This window comes from Kineococcus arenarius subsp. arenarius (assembly GCF_050871845.1).
GTDB lineage: Bacteria > Actinomycetota > Actinomycetes > Actinomycetales > Kineococcaceae > Kineococcus.
On record NZ_JBJLSE010000098.1, the window covers coordinates 1 to 14,932 of the forward strand.

15 protein-coding genes are annotated in these 14,932 nt (G+C 76.4%); 7 read left to right on the forward strand and 8 right to left on the reverse strand.

The features are described 5' to 3' along the window. Positions 1 to 49: 49 nt before the first annotated feature. Entirely contained in the window at positions 50 to 2,566 is a 2,517-nt protein-coding gene (locus ACRYM0_RS17375; protein WP_432507084.1) for a transglycosylase domain-containing protein, read from the reverse strand. Positions 2,567 to 2,883: 317 nt separating this feature from the next. On the opposite strand from ACRYM0_RS17375, the gene ACRYM0_RS17380 reads away from it, so the two are divergent. The 4 genes from ACRYM0_RS17380 (at position 2,884) to ACRYM0_RS17395 (ending at position 4,720) form a co-directional block, all read left to right on the forward strand. Beyond that, entirely contained in the window at positions 2,884 to 3,240 is a 357-nt protein-coding gene (locus ACRYM0_RS17380; protein WP_432507086.1) for a WhiB family transcriptional regulator, read from the forward strand. A 61-nt stretch (positions 3,241 to 3,301) separates the two neighbouring features. Beyond that, on the forward strand, positions 3,302 to 3,460 hold the full coding sequence (locus ACRYM0_RS17385; RefSeq protein WP_166611200.1) for a DUF4177 domain-containing protein: 159 nt from the start codon (positions 3,302 to 3,304) through the stop codon (positions 3,458 to 3,460). Next, on the forward strand, positions 3,457 to 3,939 hold the full coding sequence (locus ACRYM0_RS17390) for a RidA family protein (RefSeq protein ID WP_432507088.1): 483 nt from the start codon (positions 3,457 to 3,459) through the stop codon (positions 3,937 to 3,939). Before ACRYM0_RS17385 ends, ACRYM0_RS17390 begins: the two co-directional genes overlap by 4 nt. Positions 3,940 to 3,946: 7 nt before the next feature. Beyond that, a complete protein-coding gene (locus tag ACRYM0_RS17395) occupies positions 3,947 to 4,720 on the forward strand; it encodes an MBL fold metallo-hydrolase (RefSeq protein ID WP_432507090.1) in 774 nt (257 codons plus the stop codon). A gap of 26 nt (positions 4,721 to 4,746) precedes the next feature. Here the strand turns inward: ACRYM0_RS17395 and ACRYM0_RS17400 are convergent, their stop codons facing one another. Together ACRYM0_RS17400 and ACRYM0_RS17405 are read right to left on the reverse strand one after the other, a co-directional pair. Next, positions 4,747 to 5,421, reverse strand: coding sequence for a Crp/Fnr family transcriptional regulator (locus ACRYM0_RS17400; protein ID WP_432507101.1), 675 nt, complete (start codon positions 5,419 to 5,421; stop codon positions 4,747 to 4,749). A 142-nt stretch (positions 5,422 to 5,563) separates the two neighbouring features. Continuing rightward, positions 5,564 to 6,199, reverse strand: a complete 636-nt coding sequence (locus ACRYM0_RS17405) for a hypothetical protein (RefSeq protein WP_432507092.1) — start codon at positions 6,197 to 6,199, stop codon at positions 5,564 to 5,566. A gap of 124 nt (positions 6,200 to 6,323) precedes the next feature. Here ACRYM0_RS17405 and nth point away from each other — a divergent pair, with 124 nt between their 5' ends. Genes nth through ACRYM0_RS17420 form a run of 3 tightly spaced genes read left to right on the forward strand, consistent with a single transcriptional unit; the run spans position 6,324 to position 8,979 of the window. Beyond that, positions 6,324 to 7,103, forward strand: coding sequence for an endonuclease III (gene nth, locus ACRYM0_RS17410; protein ID WP_432507093.1), 780 nt, complete (start codon positions 6,324 to 6,326; stop codon positions 7,101 to 7,103). Beyond that, positions 7,100 to 7,774, forward strand: a complete 675-nt coding sequence (locus ACRYM0_RS17415; protein ID WP_432507094.1) for an NUDIX hydrolase — start codon at positions 7,100 to 7,102, stop codon at positions 7,772 to 7,774. The genes nth and ACRYM0_RS17415 overlap by 4 nt, the downstream gene beginning before the upstream one ends. After that, positions 7,771 to 8,979, forward strand: a complete 1,209-nt coding sequence (locus tag ACRYM0_RS17420) for a MarP family serine protease (RefSeq protein WP_432507095.1) — start codon at positions 7,771 to 7,773, stop codon at positions 8,977 to 8,979. The genes ACRYM0_RS17415 and ACRYM0_RS17420 overlap by 4 nt, the downstream gene beginning before the upstream one ends. A 96-nt stretch (positions 8,980 to 9,075) precedes the next feature. Here ACRYM0_RS17420 and ACRYM0_RS17425 read toward each other — a convergent pair whose 3' ends face one another. The 5 genes from ACRYM0_RS17425 to ACRYM0_RS17445 all read right to left on the reverse strand — a co-directional run bounded on the left by ACRYM0_RS17425 (position 9,076) and on the right by ACRYM0_RS17445 (position 14,843). Next, positions 9,076 to 10,011: an alpha/beta fold hydrolase gene (locus ACRYM0_RS17425; RefSeq protein ID WP_432507096.1), complete on the reverse strand. Its 936-nt coding sequence runs from the start codon at positions 10,009 to 10,011 to the stop codon at positions 9,076 to 9,078. Positions 10,012 to 10,022: 11 nt separating this feature from the next. Continuing rightward, entirely contained in the window at positions 10,023 to 10,523 is a 501-nt protein-coding gene (locus ACRYM0_RS17430) for a phage holin family protein (protein ID WP_432507097.1), read from the reverse strand. A 304-nt stretch (positions 10,524 to 10,827) separates the two neighbouring features. Beyond that, the gene (locus ACRYM0_RS17435; RefSeq protein ID WP_432507098.1) at positions 10,828 to 11,829 is read right to left on the reverse strand and encodes an endonuclease/exonuclease/phosphatase family protein; all 1,002 of its coding nucleotides are present in this window, start codon (positions 11,827 to 11,829) and stop codon (positions 10,828 to 10,830) included. 74 nt (positions 11,830 to 11,903) lie between these two features. Continuing rightward, the gene (gene acs / locus ACRYM0_RS17440) at positions 11,904 to 13,847 is read right to left on the reverse strand and encodes an acetate--CoA ligase (RefSeq protein WP_432507099.1); all 1,944 of its coding nucleotides are present in this window, start codon (positions 13,845 to 13,847) and stop codon (positions 11,904 to 11,906) included. A 57-nt stretch (positions 13,848 to 13,904) separates the two neighbouring features. Continuing rightward, on the reverse strand, positions 13,905 to 14,843 hold the full coding sequence (locus ACRYM0_RS17445) for an EamA family transporter (protein ID WP_432507100.1): 939 nt from the start codon (positions 14,841 to 14,843) through the stop codon (positions 13,905 to 13,907). Positions 14,844 to 14,932 lie beyond the last annotated feature (89 nt).

Genomic DNA, 14,932 nt, shown 5'->3' on the forward strand with positions numbered 1-14,932 from the left:
GTGGGCCCGGACGGGCCCACCCCCTCGTCGTGCGCGGATCAGCGGTGGATCAGCCGCGACCGGTCTGCGGCGTCGGCAGCACCGACCGCAGGTCCTCCAGCCCCTGCTCCAGCTCCTCGGCGACCCCCTCGGGCAGCTCCACCGCCGAGGCGGGAGACGCCGAGCTCGCCGACGGCTCCGGCGCTTCCGACGTGGGCGAGGGCTCCTGGGTCGTCTCCTCCGGCTCCGGCTCGGGGGCCGGGGCGCCGGCGCTGCGGGTCAGGGTGATCGTCGAGCCCGCCGACGCCGAGCGGGCGCTCTGGCGCGCCACCAGACCGGCGTCGATGGAGCTGGACGTCACCCGCCGCGAGGAGACGCTGACCTTGAACCCGGCGGCCTCCAGGACGCTGGTGGCGGACGAGACGCTGCGGCCCACGACGTTCGGCACCTGCACCCGGCCGTTGCTGGTGGTCGTGCGCAGGCCCTCGTTGGTGCCGGGGGTGAAGTCCTGCACCGGCAGGTTCAGCGCCTCGGAGGCGGGGCCGACGATGTTCGCCCAGATCGGGCCGGGGATCGTCGAGCCGTACACGCGGCGGTAGCTGCGGCCGTTGATGCGCTCGCCGTTCAGCGAGTCGGTGCCGCTGGCGTGCCCGACCCACACCGCCGCGGCCAGCTGCGGGGTGTAGGCGGCGAACCAGACGTCGGCGCTGTCGTTCGTGGTGCCCGTCTTGCTGGCCACGGGGCGGCCGATGCGCTTCACGCCCGAGGCGGTGCCGCTGGTCCAACCGCCCTCCAGGGCCTCGGTGACGTTGCGGGCGATGTTGGGCTCCAGCACCTGCTTGCAGTCCGCGGACGGCACCGGCAGCGGGTTGCCCTCGGTGTCGAGGACCTCGGCGATGGCGATCGGCTCGCAGAACGTGCCCTCGGCGGCGAACGCCGCGTACGCGCCGGCGATCGACAGCGGCGTCACGAGGTTCGTGCCCAGCGTCATCGACGGGTTCTGGTCCAGGTCGCGGCTGACCTCGCCGGTGAGGAAGTTCTTCGTGGCGGACGCCTTGTAGACGCCCAGGGACTGCGCGGTGGCGGCGATGTCGCAGGTGTCGAGCTGCTTCTCCATCGACACGTACGCGGTGTTCACCGACTTGGCCGTCGCGGTGCGCACCGTCATCGAACCGGAGCTGCTGGACTCGGAGTTGTAGTACGTGTACGTGTCGCCGCTGCGGATCTTCGAACCGCAGGCCGTGAACGCGCTGATCGGGTCCGAGCCGGAGCGGGGGGAGGCCACCACGGAGTCCAGGGACCGGCCCGACTTCAGCCACGTCGCCAGCGTGAACGGCTTGAACGTCGAACCCTGCTGGAACCCGTTGCCGCCACCCATCTCCTTGCTGACGTTGTAGTTCAGCGTGGTGTGGCCGATGACCTCCTCGTCGACCGAGTACGTGGTGTCCTGCGCCATCGCGAGGATCTTGCCCGTCCCCGGCTCCACGACGGAGGACGCCGAGCGCGCGGACTGCCCCGGGTTCACGCCCGCGTTCACGGCCTCCTGGGTGATCTGCTGGACGGTCGGGTCCAGGGTGGTCCTGATGGTCAGGCCGCCGCGGCGCAGCAGCTCCTGACGCTCCTCCACCGTCTCGCCGAACGCCGGGTCCTGCGCGACCACGTGGGTGACGTAGTCGCAGAAGTACGCCGCCGACCCCGCCGCCAGGCACCCCTGCCGGGACGGCTGCAGGACCAGGCCGAGGGGGGCGGCCACGGCCGCGTCGTAGGCGGCCTGGTCGATCTTGCCGAGCTTGAGCATCTGGCCGAGCACGACGTTGCGCCGCTTGACGGCTGCCTCTTCCTTCTCCACCGGGTTGTAGCCGGCGGGGTTCTGCACCAGGCCGGCCAGCAGGGCCGCCTCGTGCAGCGCCAGCTCCGCGGCCGGCTTGGAGAAGTAGTACTGCGCGGCGGCCTCGATGCCGTACACGTTGTTGTAGAAGTACGCGACGTTCAGGTAGGCGGCGAGGATCTCGTCCTTGCTCATCTCCTTCTCCACGCCCACCGCGAGCTTCATCTCGCGCAGCTTGCGGGCGTAGCCGTCCACGCCGTCGGCGTCCACCGCGGCGGCGGCGGCCTCGGTGTCGCCCTCCTCCACGGCCTGCTCCACCAGGACGTTCTTCACGTACTGCTGCGTCAGCGTGGAGGCGCCCTGCGTGCCGCCGCCGCCGGCGTTGGACACCAGGGCGCGGGCGATGCCCTGGACGTCCACGGCGCCGTGCTCGTAGAAGCGCTCGTCCTCGATGGAGACGATCGCGTCGCGCATCACGGGGGCGATCTGGTCGAAGGAGACCACCGAGCGGTTCTGGTCGTACACCCGGGCCATGACCGTGCCGTCGGCCCACAGGATCGTGGTGGCCTCGGACAGCTTCTGGTCGCCCAGCTCGGCGGGCAGGTCGTTGAACACGTCCACGCCCAGCCGGGCGGCGCTGCCGGTGGCGGCCACGGCGGGCACGACGAGCCCGGCCGCGAGGACCCCCGCGGCGGCGCTCACCGCCGTGAAGGCACCGAGCAGGCGGAAGACCGGACGGTGCGTGGAACCAGACGCCATACCAGCAGGGTAGACGCCGGGGGCGACGAGTCCCCGCACTCGCAGGACCTCCACAGGCGCTGCGCACGATCCCCGGCCCGCACCGCGGGGCGCTGTCCCCCCACCGAGGGACAGCGATCACGCGCCGTGGACGCGACTAGCCCCAACGGACTACCGCTTCTGGTACCGAATGGCCCTGACGCAAGTGCCCTCGCCGACCCTACGCTGCGGGAACGCCCCCTCGCGGGGCGTCAGGGGGATTCACAGGGTCGTCCTCTCCGGGGGGAACCACCGCGGCGCGGTGGTCCGCGAGGGGGCGTGACGGGGAGGGGCCGTCGATGGTGTGGACGTTGGAGTGGGCCGGTCGCGGGGCGTGCAAGTCCGCCGCAGCGGACGAGCTGTTCGTGCAGGGTTCGGCGCAGAACCGCGCGAAGGCGATCTGCGGGGGGTGCCCGGTGCGCACCGAGTGCCTCGCCGACGCCCTCGACAGCCGCGTCGAGTTCGGCGTGTGGGGCGGGATGACCGAGCGCGAACGGCGCGCGCTGCTCAAGCGCCGCCCGAACGTGGTCTCCTGGCGACGGCTGCTGGAGGCCGCGCGCGACGCGCACCTGGCCACCGCCGCCGGGACCGTCACCGGCTCGGGCACCAGCGCCCCCGCCGGCGCGGACGGCGCGGACGCCCTGCAGGCCGTCTGACGCGGCGCAGCGGGACGGCCGCCCCCCGCGCGCCGGGCCGGGCGCCACTACGGTGGCGGCCATGACGACCTGGGAGTACGCGACCGTCCCGCTCATCGTGCACGCGACGAAGCAGATCCTCGACCAGTGGGGCTCCGACGGCTGGGAGCTCGTGCAGGTGGTGACCGGCCCGGACGGCAACGGCCTCGTCGCCTACCTCAAGCGCCCCACCGGCGCGTGAGCACCACGCCCACCGGGCGCCTGGCCGGGCTCGGCCTGAGCCTGCCGGACGTGCCGGCCCCCGTGGCCGCGTACGTCCCGGCCGTGCGCACCGGCGACCTGGTGCACACGTCCGGGCAGCTGCCGTTCACCGGCGGCGAGCTGCCCCGGACCGGCAAGGTCGGCCAGGGCGACGGGCTCGTCGACCCCGCGACCGCCCAGCAGCTCGCCCGCACGGCGGCGCTCAACGCGCTCGCCGCCGCCGCGAGCGCCGCCGGGGGCCTGGACGAGGTCGAGGCCGTCGTCAAGGTCGTCGTGTTCGTGGCCAGCGACCCGGCGTTCACCGGGCAGCCCGCGGTGGCCAACGGGGCCAGCGAGCTGCTCGGCGAGGTGTTCGGCGACGCCGGCCGGCACGCCCGCAGCGCCGTCGGCGTGGCGGTGCTGCCCCTGGACTCCCCCGTGGAGGTCGAGGTCACGGTGCGCGTGCGGGCCGGGGCCTGAGACGGGCGTGGACGCCACCGACGCGGTGACGGGTGGCCCGGTGACCGACCGGGCCACCCGGGTGCTCGCGCCCAACCCGGGGCCGATGACCCTGGAGGGCACGGCCACGTGGGTGCTGGCCGAACCCGGGGCCCGCACCGCCGCGGTCGTCGACCCCGGCCCGGACCACGCCGGGCACCGCGCGGCGGTCCTGGCCGAGCTGGAGCGGCGCCGGCTGCGCTGCGGCCTCGTCCTCACCACCCACCACCACGACGACCACGCCGGCGGGCTGGACGCGTTCGCGGCGGCGGCCGGCCCGGCGCGGGTGCTGCGCGCGGCCGACGCCGCCGACGGCGAGGTGCTGGAGGTGGAGGGGCTGGAGCTGCGGGTGCTGCGCACCCCCGGCCACACCGCCGACTCCGTCTCGCTGCTGGTGGCCGGTGAGGGCTCCCTGCTGACGGGCGACACCGTGCTGGGCCGCGGCAGCACCGTCCTGGCGGCCGACGGGGACCTCGGCGCGCACCTGGCCTCGCTGCGGCGGCTGCTGGCGCTGGAGGGCGTGGGCGTCCTGCTGCCGGGCCACGGGCCCGAGCGCACCGACGTGCGCGCCGCGCTGACCGCGCAGCTCTCGCACCGCCTGCAGCGGCTGGAGCAGGTGCGCGCGGCGGTGGAGGCCGGCGCCGCGGACGCGGGGGCGGTCGCCGTGGCCGTGCACGGGCCGCTGAGCGGTCCGCTGGCCGACGCCGCGCTGCTGTCGGTGCGCGCGCACCTGCGCCACCTCGGGGTCGACCTGCCCGGCTGAGCGGGCACCGCTCCCGGCGCGGCGGGTCAGCGGGCGCGGCGGGTGAGCCGCTCGACGTCGTGCAGCACCACCGCGCGCGCCTCCAGGCGCAGCCAGCCGCGGGAGGCGAAGTCCGCCAGCGCCTTGTTGACCGTCTCGCGGGAGGCGCCCACCAGCTGGGCCAGCTCCTCCTGGGTGAGGTCGTGCGCCACGAGCAGGCCGTCGGCGATGGGCCGGCCGAAGCGGCGCGAGAGGTCCAGCAGGGCCTTGGCCACGCGGCCCGGCACGTCGGTGAAGACGAGGTCGGCCAGGGTGACGTTGGTGCGGCGCAACCGCTGCGCCAGCGCCTGCAGCAGGTGCTTGGCGACCTCGGGGCGGCGGGTCAGCCAGGCCATCATGTCGTCGTGCTGCAGGGCGATGAGGTCGGCCTCGGACACCGCGCGCGCCGAGCTGGTGCGCGGGCCGGGGTCGAACAGGGACAGCTCCCCGAACATCTCCCCCGGCCCCATGACGGCCAGGAGGTTCTCGCGCCCGTCCGGCCAGCTGCGCACCAGCTTGATCTTCCCGGTGCGCACCACGTACACGCGGTCTCCCGGCTCGCCCTCGGCGAAGACCTGCTCACCGCGCTCCAGGTGCACGGCCTCCATGGACTGCAGCAGCTCGGCGGAGGCGTCGTCGTCCAGGGCGGCGAACAGCGGCGCGCGGCGGACGACGTCCCCCAGGCTCTCGGCGCCCGCGACGCCGTCGCTCTGCGCGTGCTCCACCGAGGAACCTCCCTGTGCGGCTCGGGCGCCCGGCCGGGCGCACGGCTCCCCAGTCTGCCGCACGAGCCCGCCGGCGGCTCGGGCGGTCGCGCCCGGCGCGTCAGCGCGTCGCGCGGGACCCCGGTGCGACCAGTTCCCGGTAGCGGCGCAGCAGGACCTCGGTGACCAGCTCCAGCTCGTCCTCCAGGGCGTCCTCGTAGGCGCCCAGGCGGCGGGCGGCGTCCGCCAGGGAGCGCAGCTCGTCGGCGGTGCCGCCGGCGCCGGGGCGCCCCGCGGGCAGGACCAGGCCGCGCAGGAGCCGGTTGGGGTCGCACACCGGCGCCGGGACGCCCGCGGCCGACGCCGGCTGCTGCGCGGCCAGGTGCGCCTCGAGGGGACCGCCGTGCGAGCCGGCCTCGACGGGCACCGCCAGCGCGTCCGCGCCCACGGTCGCGGCGACGAGCAGGTCCCGCCGGGCGCGCACCAGGCGCGCCCAGTGCCCGGCCCGGCGGACCTCCTCCAGCAGCAGCTCCCGGCGCCGGCGCAGGGCCGGCAGCGGCAGCTCCTGCAGCTCGTGGTCGACCGCGGCCGCGTCGAGCGGTGCGGCGCCCGCGCCGGGGACGTCGGCGAGCAGGCCGTGCAGGGCCCCCGGCAGGTCGCCGGCGGAGGGCTCCTCGGGCAGCAGCGCGCCCGTGGCGGTGCCGGCGGTGGTGCCGGCGGTGGTCGGGTCGGGCTGGTGCCCGTCTGCTCCTGGCATGGGCGTCGTGTCGTCCGCGGCGCGGCGCGCCTTGACGGCCCGGGTGCTCGCGTCACCCGCTCGCCCGGCACGCTCACCCGCTCGCGCCGGGGCGGTGTCCGGGCCGGCACGTAACCTCGACGGTGTGAGCAGCACGTCCAGGGCCGTCCTCGACGCGGAGGCGGAGACCCCGCTGGCCCGCACCCGCCGCGCCCGCAAGGTCCACCGGTTGCTGGCCGAGCGCTACCCGGACGCGCACTGCGAGCTGGACTTCACCACGCCCTTCCAGCTGCTGGTGGCGACCGTCCTGTCGGCGCAGTGCACGGACGCGCGGGTGAACACGGTGACGCCGACGCTGTTCGCCCGCTGGCCGGAACCGGTGGACCTGGCCGGGGCCGAGCGCGCCGAGCTGGAGGCGGTCGTGCTGCCGACCGGCTTCTTCCGCGCGAAGGCCGACGCGCTGCTGCGGCTGTCCGCCGCGCTGGTCGCCGACCACGGCGGGCGGGTCCCCGGGCGGCTGGAGGACCTCGTGCGGCTGCCGGGCGTGGGGCGCAAGACCGCCAACGTCGTCCTGGGCGACGCCTTCGGCGTGCCGGGGCTGACGGTGGACACCCACGTGGGGCGCCTGTCGCGCCGGCTGGGGTTCACCCGGCACGAGGACCCCGTGAAGGTGGAGTCCGACCTCGCGCAGCTGCTGCCCCGCAAGGACTGGACGATGTTCAACCACCGGGTGATCTTCCACGGGCGGCGCACCTGCCACAGCCGCAAGCCGGCGTGCGGGGCCTGCCCGGTGGCGCGGCTGTGCCCGTCGTACGGCACCGGGGAGACCGACCCGGTGCGCGCGGCGAAGCTCGTGCGCGGGCCGGCCGCGCCCGTGACCGACGCGGCCGCCGCCGGGGCCGCGGCCACCCCGGTCGCCCCGTGAACGGCACGGGCGTCCTGCCGGGCTGGCTGCGCCCGCTGGCCGAGCGGCTGCCCACCGTCACCGCGGCCGACCTGGACTGGCGCGAGGACCGGCGCGGATCGCGCACCGGCGCCCGCGCCGCCGCCGTGCTCGTGCTGCTCGGCGACGGGCCGGCCGGGCCGGAGGTGCTGCTCACCGAGCGCGCCGGGACCCTGCGCCAGCACTCCGGGCAGGTCGCCTTCCCCGGCGGGCGCAGCGACCCCGCGGACCCCTCCCCCGCCGGCACCGCGTTGCGCGAGGCGGCCGAGGAGACCGGCCTGGACCCCGCCGGCGTGGACGTCCTGGGTGAGCTGCCGCCGCTGCTGCTGGCGCACTCGCGGCACGCGGTGACCCCGGTGGTGGCGCACTGGCGCGCCCCCGGGCCGGTGGGGGTGCGCGACACCGCCGAGGTGGCCCGCGTGGAGCGGGTGCCGCTGGCCGAGCTGCTCGCCCCGGCCGCGGTGCGCCGCCTGCGCGGCCCCGGCGGGTACACCGGCCCGGCGTTCGCCGTGCGGGGCCTGCTGGTGTGGGGGTTCACCGCGGAGGTGCTCGTGCGCGTGCTCGACCTGGGCGGCCTGCTGCCCGCGGGCACGGCCGGTCCGGGCACCGCCGAGCTCCCCCTCGACGAGGCGCTGCGCTGGGCGCGGGCGTGAGCGGCTCCCTCGTCCTGGACGTGCTGCTGGCGGTGCTGCTGCTGGTGCAGCTGGCGGCCGGGTACCGCGAGGGGCTGCTGGTCGGCCTGGCGAGCCTGGTGGGCCTGGTCGGCGGGGCGGCCGCCGGGGTCGTCGTGCTGCCGGGCGTGGTGCAGGACTGGGCGCCCGGGGTGCGCCCGGCGCTGGTCGTGGTGCTGGGCACGCTCGCGCTGGCCGTGGTGGGCCGGCTGCTGCTGGGAGCGCTGGCCGTGCGGTTGCGGCGCCTGGTGCGCTGGCGGCCGGCGCGGCTGGCGGACTCCCTGCTGGGTGCCCTCGCGGGGGGCGTGGCCACGCTGCTGGTGGTGTGGGTGGTGGCCGGCGCGGCGCGCACCGCACCGCTGCCCGCGGTGGTCTCGGCGGTGGGCGGCTCCCGGGTGGTGGGCGCGGTGGACGCCGCGGTGCCCGCCGACGCCGACTCCCTCGTGGGCCGGTTCTGGTCCGCGGCGCGCACCACGGGCTTCCCGCGCGTGTTCGCCGGGCTGGAGGCCGAGCCGATCACCCCAGTGGAAGCGCCGGCCTCCAGCGTGCCGGACACGCCGGGCCTGCGGGCCGCGCAGGGCGGCGTCGTGAAGGTGACCGGCGTGGCGGACGACTGCGCGCGCGGGCTGGAGGGCAGCGGCTTCGTCGCCGAGCGCCTGGACGGCTCGGCGCGGGTGGTCACGAACGCGCACGTCGTGGCCGGGGTGGACGACCCCCTGGTGCAGCCGCAGGGCGCGGGGCGCCGCTACCCCGCCACCGTGGTCGCCTACGACCCGGCGCGGGACCTGGCGGTGCTGGACGTGCCCGGGCTGGACGTGCCGGCGCTGCCTCGCTCGCCGGAACTGGAGCGCGGGGACGCCGCGGTCGTCGCCGGCTTCCCCCTGGACGGCCCGTACACCCTGGCGACCGCACGGGTGCGCGAGGTGGTCAGCGCCCAGGGCCGCGACGTGTACGACGCGGCCGCGGTCGTGCGCCGCGTGTACTCGGTGTACTCGCAGGTGCAGCCGGGCAACTCCGGCGGCCCGCTGCTCACCGAGGACGGGCGGGTCGCCGGCGTGGTCTTCGCCAAGAGCCTGGACGACCCCTACACCGGGTACGCGCTGACGCCGGTGGAGCTGGACGCGGCGCTCGCCGAGGCGGGCTCGTCGAGGACCGAGGTGCCCACCGGGGCCTGCACCGCCGAGTGATCCCGCCCCTCTTCCCCGGGCGGAAACCATTGTTTCCGCCCCCGCACAGTCCCCCCCGAGGGCGGTAACGATGGTTTCCGCCCGGGTGGGGAGGGGTCAGAACCGGGCGAGCCAGCCGGCCAGGACGGCGGTGAGGCGGTCCGGCGCCTCCTCCGGCACGTGGTGGCCGGCGTCGGGCACCTGCACGACGCGGTGCGGGCCGTGCGCGTAGCGCTCCGCCGCCTCCAGCGCGGCGGTGCCCACCGTGGGGTCCAGCTCACCGCGCACCTGCAGCACCGGCACGTGCACGCCCCCGCGCAGCGCCGCGGCCAGGCGCCTGCCGTCCGCGCGCACCGCCGAGCGCGCGATCCAGCGGTGGTACTCCAGCGCCGAGTGCGCCACGAACGGCACCCGGATCGCCTCGGTGTAGCGCTGCACGTCCTGCGGCGCGGGCCACCCCGGCGCCGAGCGCGCGCGCAGGACCTGCTCCACGCCGTCGCCGTGCACGAGGCGGTGCTCCGGCAGCACCGGCAGCTGGCGGGTCAGGGCCGCGGCCGTCGCCCGCAGACCCGCCCCCGCACCGGCGGGGGCACCGCGCCGGGCCCGTTCCAGGAGCACCTGCCGCGACAGCAGCGGGTGCGCGGCCCCGACGACGGCGATGCCGCGCACCTGCTCGGGGTGCAGCGACGGCAGCGCCCACGCGGTGCGGCCGGAGACCCCGTGCCCGACGACGAACGCGTCGCGCTCACCCAGCGCCCGCACCAGCGCCGCCACGTCGGCGGCGGAGGTGGGCGTGTCGTAGCCGCGCGGCGGCTTGTCGCTGGCGCCGTAGCCGCGCAGGTCCATCGCCACGGCGCGGTACCCGGCCGAGGCGAGCGCGACGAGCTGGGCCCGCCACGCCCACCAGAACTGCGGGAAGTCGTGCAGCAGCAGCACCAGCGGGCCCTCGCCGAGCTCCGCGACGTGGAAGCGGGCGCCGTGGGCCGCGACGAGGCGGTGCCGCCACGGCCCCTCGACGAGGACCGCCGAGACGTCGGTGGCGGGTGCGGCCACGGCGGGCCGCGTCAGTGCCCGATGCTGGGGCGCGCGGCGGAGGAACCGGTGATGGTCTTGGCCACCGGCTTGCCGGTCGCCGAGGCCTTGACGGCGGCGATGGTCTCCTTGGTGGAGCGGATGGTGCGCTGCGGCGGGCCGACCTTCTTCAGGCGCCCGAAGCCGACGGCGGCGAGGGCACCGGCGATCAGCAGCATCACTGCGGCCACGACCAGGAAGGCCAGCCACACCGGCCAGCCGGCGCCCTCGACGAGGGCGTAGGCGACCGTGACGCCGAGGAAGACGAACGCGACGAAGCCGAAGACGCCCGCCACCGCGAACAGGCCGCCGCCCAGGGCGCCGTTCTTGACGTCGGCGGTGATCTCGGCCTTGGCCAGGGCCACCTCGTAGCGGACCAGCTCGGACACGTCCTTGGTGGCGTCGGCGACGAGCTGGCCGACGGTGCGCTCGGGGGCGGTCGGCGCCTTCAGCGTCGACGCGGCCGTGGCCCCGCGGCCGTCCGTGGTTGTCATGGGTCCTCCTCACTGCCACCGCGCGCGGTGCCGGTGTGCCGGGAGAACCCTACGGGGCGGGCGGGAAGGGCGCGCGGGTGCGTGGAGCGCGTCGCCGCCGGTGGGGGGGACCGACGGCGACGCAGTGGCCGTGCTCGCCGGGGGGGACGAGCGGCGGCCGTTGCCCGACCCTAGGGGAACGCCCCCCTCTCGGGGGGCGTTCTCGGCAAGATCCCGCCCGACCGCGGTGGGCGTCCCCCGCGCGGAGCACCGGTGTCACCGCACCCCGGGGCGCGCGGCACCCAGCGTCACGCGGCACCCCGTCTCACGCGGTGGGGCGCCAGCGGCTCACCAGCGCGCGGTGGTCGGTGCCCGGCACGTCGCGCACGCTCGTGCCCACCGCCCGCCAGGCGGAGCCGTCGGCCAGGGCGTGGTCGATCGTGGCACCCAGCACGGCCGGCACGTCGGAGGGCCACGTACCCCGCGCACCGGTGCCGGTGGCGGCGCCGGCGTCCACGCAGCCGCCCGCCGCCCCCAGGCCCGGGTGGTCGACGGTGGCGTTGAAGTCCCCGGCGGCCAGCGCGCCGGGGTGCGCGGCGCACCACTCGCGCACGGCCGGCACCTCGCGCGACCACTCGCCCACGTTCCCGGGCACGGGGGCCGTGGTGTGCACGGCGGCCAGCGGCGGGCCGTCCCCGGAGACCGGGACGGCCGTGGTGACGGCGGTGGCGCTGCCGGCGAAGTCGTCGGTCTGGCGGTACTCGCCGAGCTCGGCGGCCACGAGCAGGGCGGTGCCCTCCTCGGAGCGCCCGCCGCGGTCGCCGGTGAAGAAGACCTGCAGGTCCCGGCCGGAGTCGGCCCGCACCCGGGCGGCGACGTCCTCGGCGTACGCGCGGGTCGCCTCCGGCAGGGACACGACCTGGGCGCCGGTGCCCACCACGAGCGCGGCCACCGCGTCCCGGTCGGCGCGGGCGTGCAGCACGTTGGAGGCCAGGACGGTCACGTCGCCGTCCAGGGCGGGCGGCAGGTCGCCCGCGGACAGCCCGCGGTGCGCCGTGGCGGTCAGCGAGGCGGCGGCGACCACCGCGACCGCGGCGGCCGCCGGCAGGGCGCGCCGCCACCGCCGCCCGGCCAGGCCGGCCGCACCGGCGAGCGCCGCCAGGCCGAGGCCCAGCGGCACCCGGAAGGGCACCGCCCACACGAACGGCGGCGCGCCGGCCAGCCCGAACCACTCCGGGGCGGCGACGACCACGGCACCGGCAGCGGCGCCCGCGGTGACGGCGGCGGTGGCGGCGGGGCGGCGGGGGCGCTGGGCGTTCCGGTGCACCCCACCGAGGGTGCCGCACGCGCGCCCGCCCCGGGCCGGGGACCGGGGCGGGTGCGGTGGAGGTGCTGTGCGGGTCAGTCGCCGGTGCTCATGCCCGAGCGGATGGAGTCCATCACCGACGAGTCGGTCAGGGTGGTGACGTCCCCGGTGGGGCGGTGCTCGGCGACGTCGCGCAGCAGCCGCCGCATGATCTTGCCGGAGCGGGTCTTCGGCAGCTCAGCCACCACCATGATCGACCTGGGCTTGGCGATGGGGCCGATCTCCTTGCCGACGTGCTCGCGCAGCTGCTTCACCGTGTCCGGGCCCTGCTCGTGACCGCCGCGCAGGATGACGAACGCGACGACGGCCTGACCGGTGGTCTCGTCGGTGGCGCCGACGACGGCGGCCTCGGCGACGTCCGGGTGCGAGACGAGCGCGGACTCGATCTCCGCGGTGGACAGCCGGTGCCCGGAGACGTTCATGACGTCGTCGACGCGGCCGAGCAGCCAGATGTCGCCGTCCTCGTCGCGCTTGGCGCCGTCACCGGCGAAGTAGCGGCCGGGGAAGCGCGCCCAGTAGGTGTCCTTGAACCGCTGCTCGTCGCCCCAGATGCCGCGCAGCATCGCCGGCCACGGCTCGGTGAGCACGAGGTAGCCGGCCTGGCCGTGCCCGACGGGTTCGCCGGCGTCGTCGACGACCTCGGCGACGATGCCGGGGATCGGGACCTGCGCGGAGCCGGGCTTGAGGGTCGTCACCCCGGGCAGCGGGGCGATCATGTGGGCGCCGGTCTCGGTCTGCCACCAGGTGTCGGCGATGGGCGTGCGGCCGGAGCCGATGACGCGGCGGTACCAGTTCCACGCCTCGGGGTTGATGTTCTCGCCCACGCTGCCCAGCACCCGCAGGCTGCTCAGGTCGTGGCGGGCGGGGTACTCCTCGCCCCACTTCATGCAGGTGCGGATCGCGGTGGGCGCCGTGTAGAGGACCGTGACGCCGTACTTCTCGACGATGGACCACCAGCGGTCCTTGTCGGGGGTGTCGGGGGTGCCCTCGTAGACGACCTGGGTCATGCCGTTGGCCAGCGGCCCGTAGACGACGTAGCTGTGGCCGGTGACCCAGCCGACGTCGGCGGTGCACCAGTACACGTCCCGCTCGGGCTCGATGTCGAAGACGTTGCGGGTGGTGAACGCCGTCTGCACCAGGTACCCGCCGGAGGTGTGCAGGATGCCCTTGGGCTTCCCGGTGGTGCCGGAGGTGTAGAGGATGAACAGCGGCTGCTCGGCGTCGAACGCCTGCGCCTCGTGCTCGGGGCTCGCGGCCCCCAGCGCCTCGTGCCACCACACGTCGCGGCCCTCGGTCCACTCCACGTCCTCGCCGTTGCGCTTGACGACGAGCACGTTCGTGACGCTGGGGGCGCCCTTGGCCAGCGCCGCGTCCACGGCGGGCTTGAGGGTGGTGGGCTTGCCGCGGCGGTAGCTGCCGTCGCAGGTGATGACGAGCTTCGCCTCGGCGTCCACGATGCGCGAGTGCAGCGCGTCGGCGGAGAAACCGCCGAACACCACCGAGTGGGCCGCGCCCAGGCGCGCGCACGCCAGCATCGCGACGACGGACTCCACGAGCATCGGCAGGTAGATCGCGACGCGGTCGCCGGGGCCGACGCCGAGCGCGGTCAGGGCGTTGGCGGCGCGGCAGACCTGCTCCTGCAGCTGCGCGTAGGTGACGGAGGCGGTGTCGCCGGGTTCGCCCTCGAAGTGGATCGCGACGCGCTCGCCGTGGCCGGCGGCGACGTGGCGGTCCACGCAGTTCACGGCGACGTTGAGCTCCCCGCCGACGAACCACTTCGCGAACGGCGGGTTCGAGAAGTCGAGGACCTCGGTGAAGTCGGTGTCCCAGGTGACGTGCTCGCGGGCCTGCTCGGCCCAGAAACCGAGGCGGTCGGCGGCGGCCCGCTCGTAGAGGTCGGCCTTCGCGACGGCCTGGGCGGCGAACTCCGGGTCGGGGGCGACCGTCTGCACCGGTGGCGTGCCCTCGGTCGTGGTCATCGTCGTCCTCCTCGACAAACGCTGCTGCTGGCCGCGGGGCGCGGCCGCGGTGCGAGGCTATCCGTCCCGGTCCTGCACGTGCGTGGCGACACCGGGATCGGCGAGCGCGCCGCCGGGGGCGGGTTCGCGGCGGGCGGTGGCGGTGGCCCCGGCGCTGGCGACCACGACGACGGCGACGGCGAGCACGGAGGTGGCGGGCAGCGCCTGCGACAGCAGCAGCCAGCCGACGAGCGCGGCGATGGCCGGCTCCAGGCTGAGCAGCACCCCGAAGGTGCGCTCGGGCAGGCGCCGCAGGGCCACCAGTTCCAGCGAGTACGGCAGCACCGAGGACATCAGTGCGGCGGCCAGGCCGAGCAGCAGGACGTGCGGGTGCAGCAGGGCGGTGCCCGCGGTCGCGGCGCCCAGCGGCAGGACGAGGGCACCGGCCACGACGCTGGCGACGGCCAGGCCGCCCTGCCCGGGCACGGCCGCGCCGACGCGGGCGCTGAGCAGGACGTACCCGGCCCAGAACGCGCCGGCCAGCAGCGCCAGCAGCACCCCGGCGGGTTCGAGCGCACCGCCCTCGCCGTCACCGCCCAGGCCCAGCGCGACGACCCCGGCCAGCGCCAGGACCACCCACACCAGGTCGCGGCGGCGGCGGGTGAGCACCGCGGACAGCACCAGCGGTCCGAGGAACTCGCAGGTGACGGCCACGCCGAGGGGGATGTGGGTGAGGGCGGCGTAGAAGGAGGTGTTCATCGCGGCCAGCACGGCGCCGAAGGCCGCGGACAGGCCCAGCTGCCGGCGGTCCCACCGCCACGCGCGGGGCCGCACCGCCAGGGCCATGACGAGCGCGGCCAGCAGCAGGCGCAGGGCGGCGGCGCCGACGGCGCCGACTGAGGGGAACAGGGCGCTGGCGGCGGTGGCGCCGACCTGCACGCTGGCGGCGGCGCCGAGGACCATGCCGACCGCTGCGGCCGGGGAGGTGCGGGGCTCGGCGGGGGCCGCGGTCGTCACGGTCGCCCACGCTAAGCCCCGCTGCGCACCACCCCGCCCACCCCTCCCCCCTCCCTGCGGTGATCAAGGAAGTTGCAACTTCCTTGATC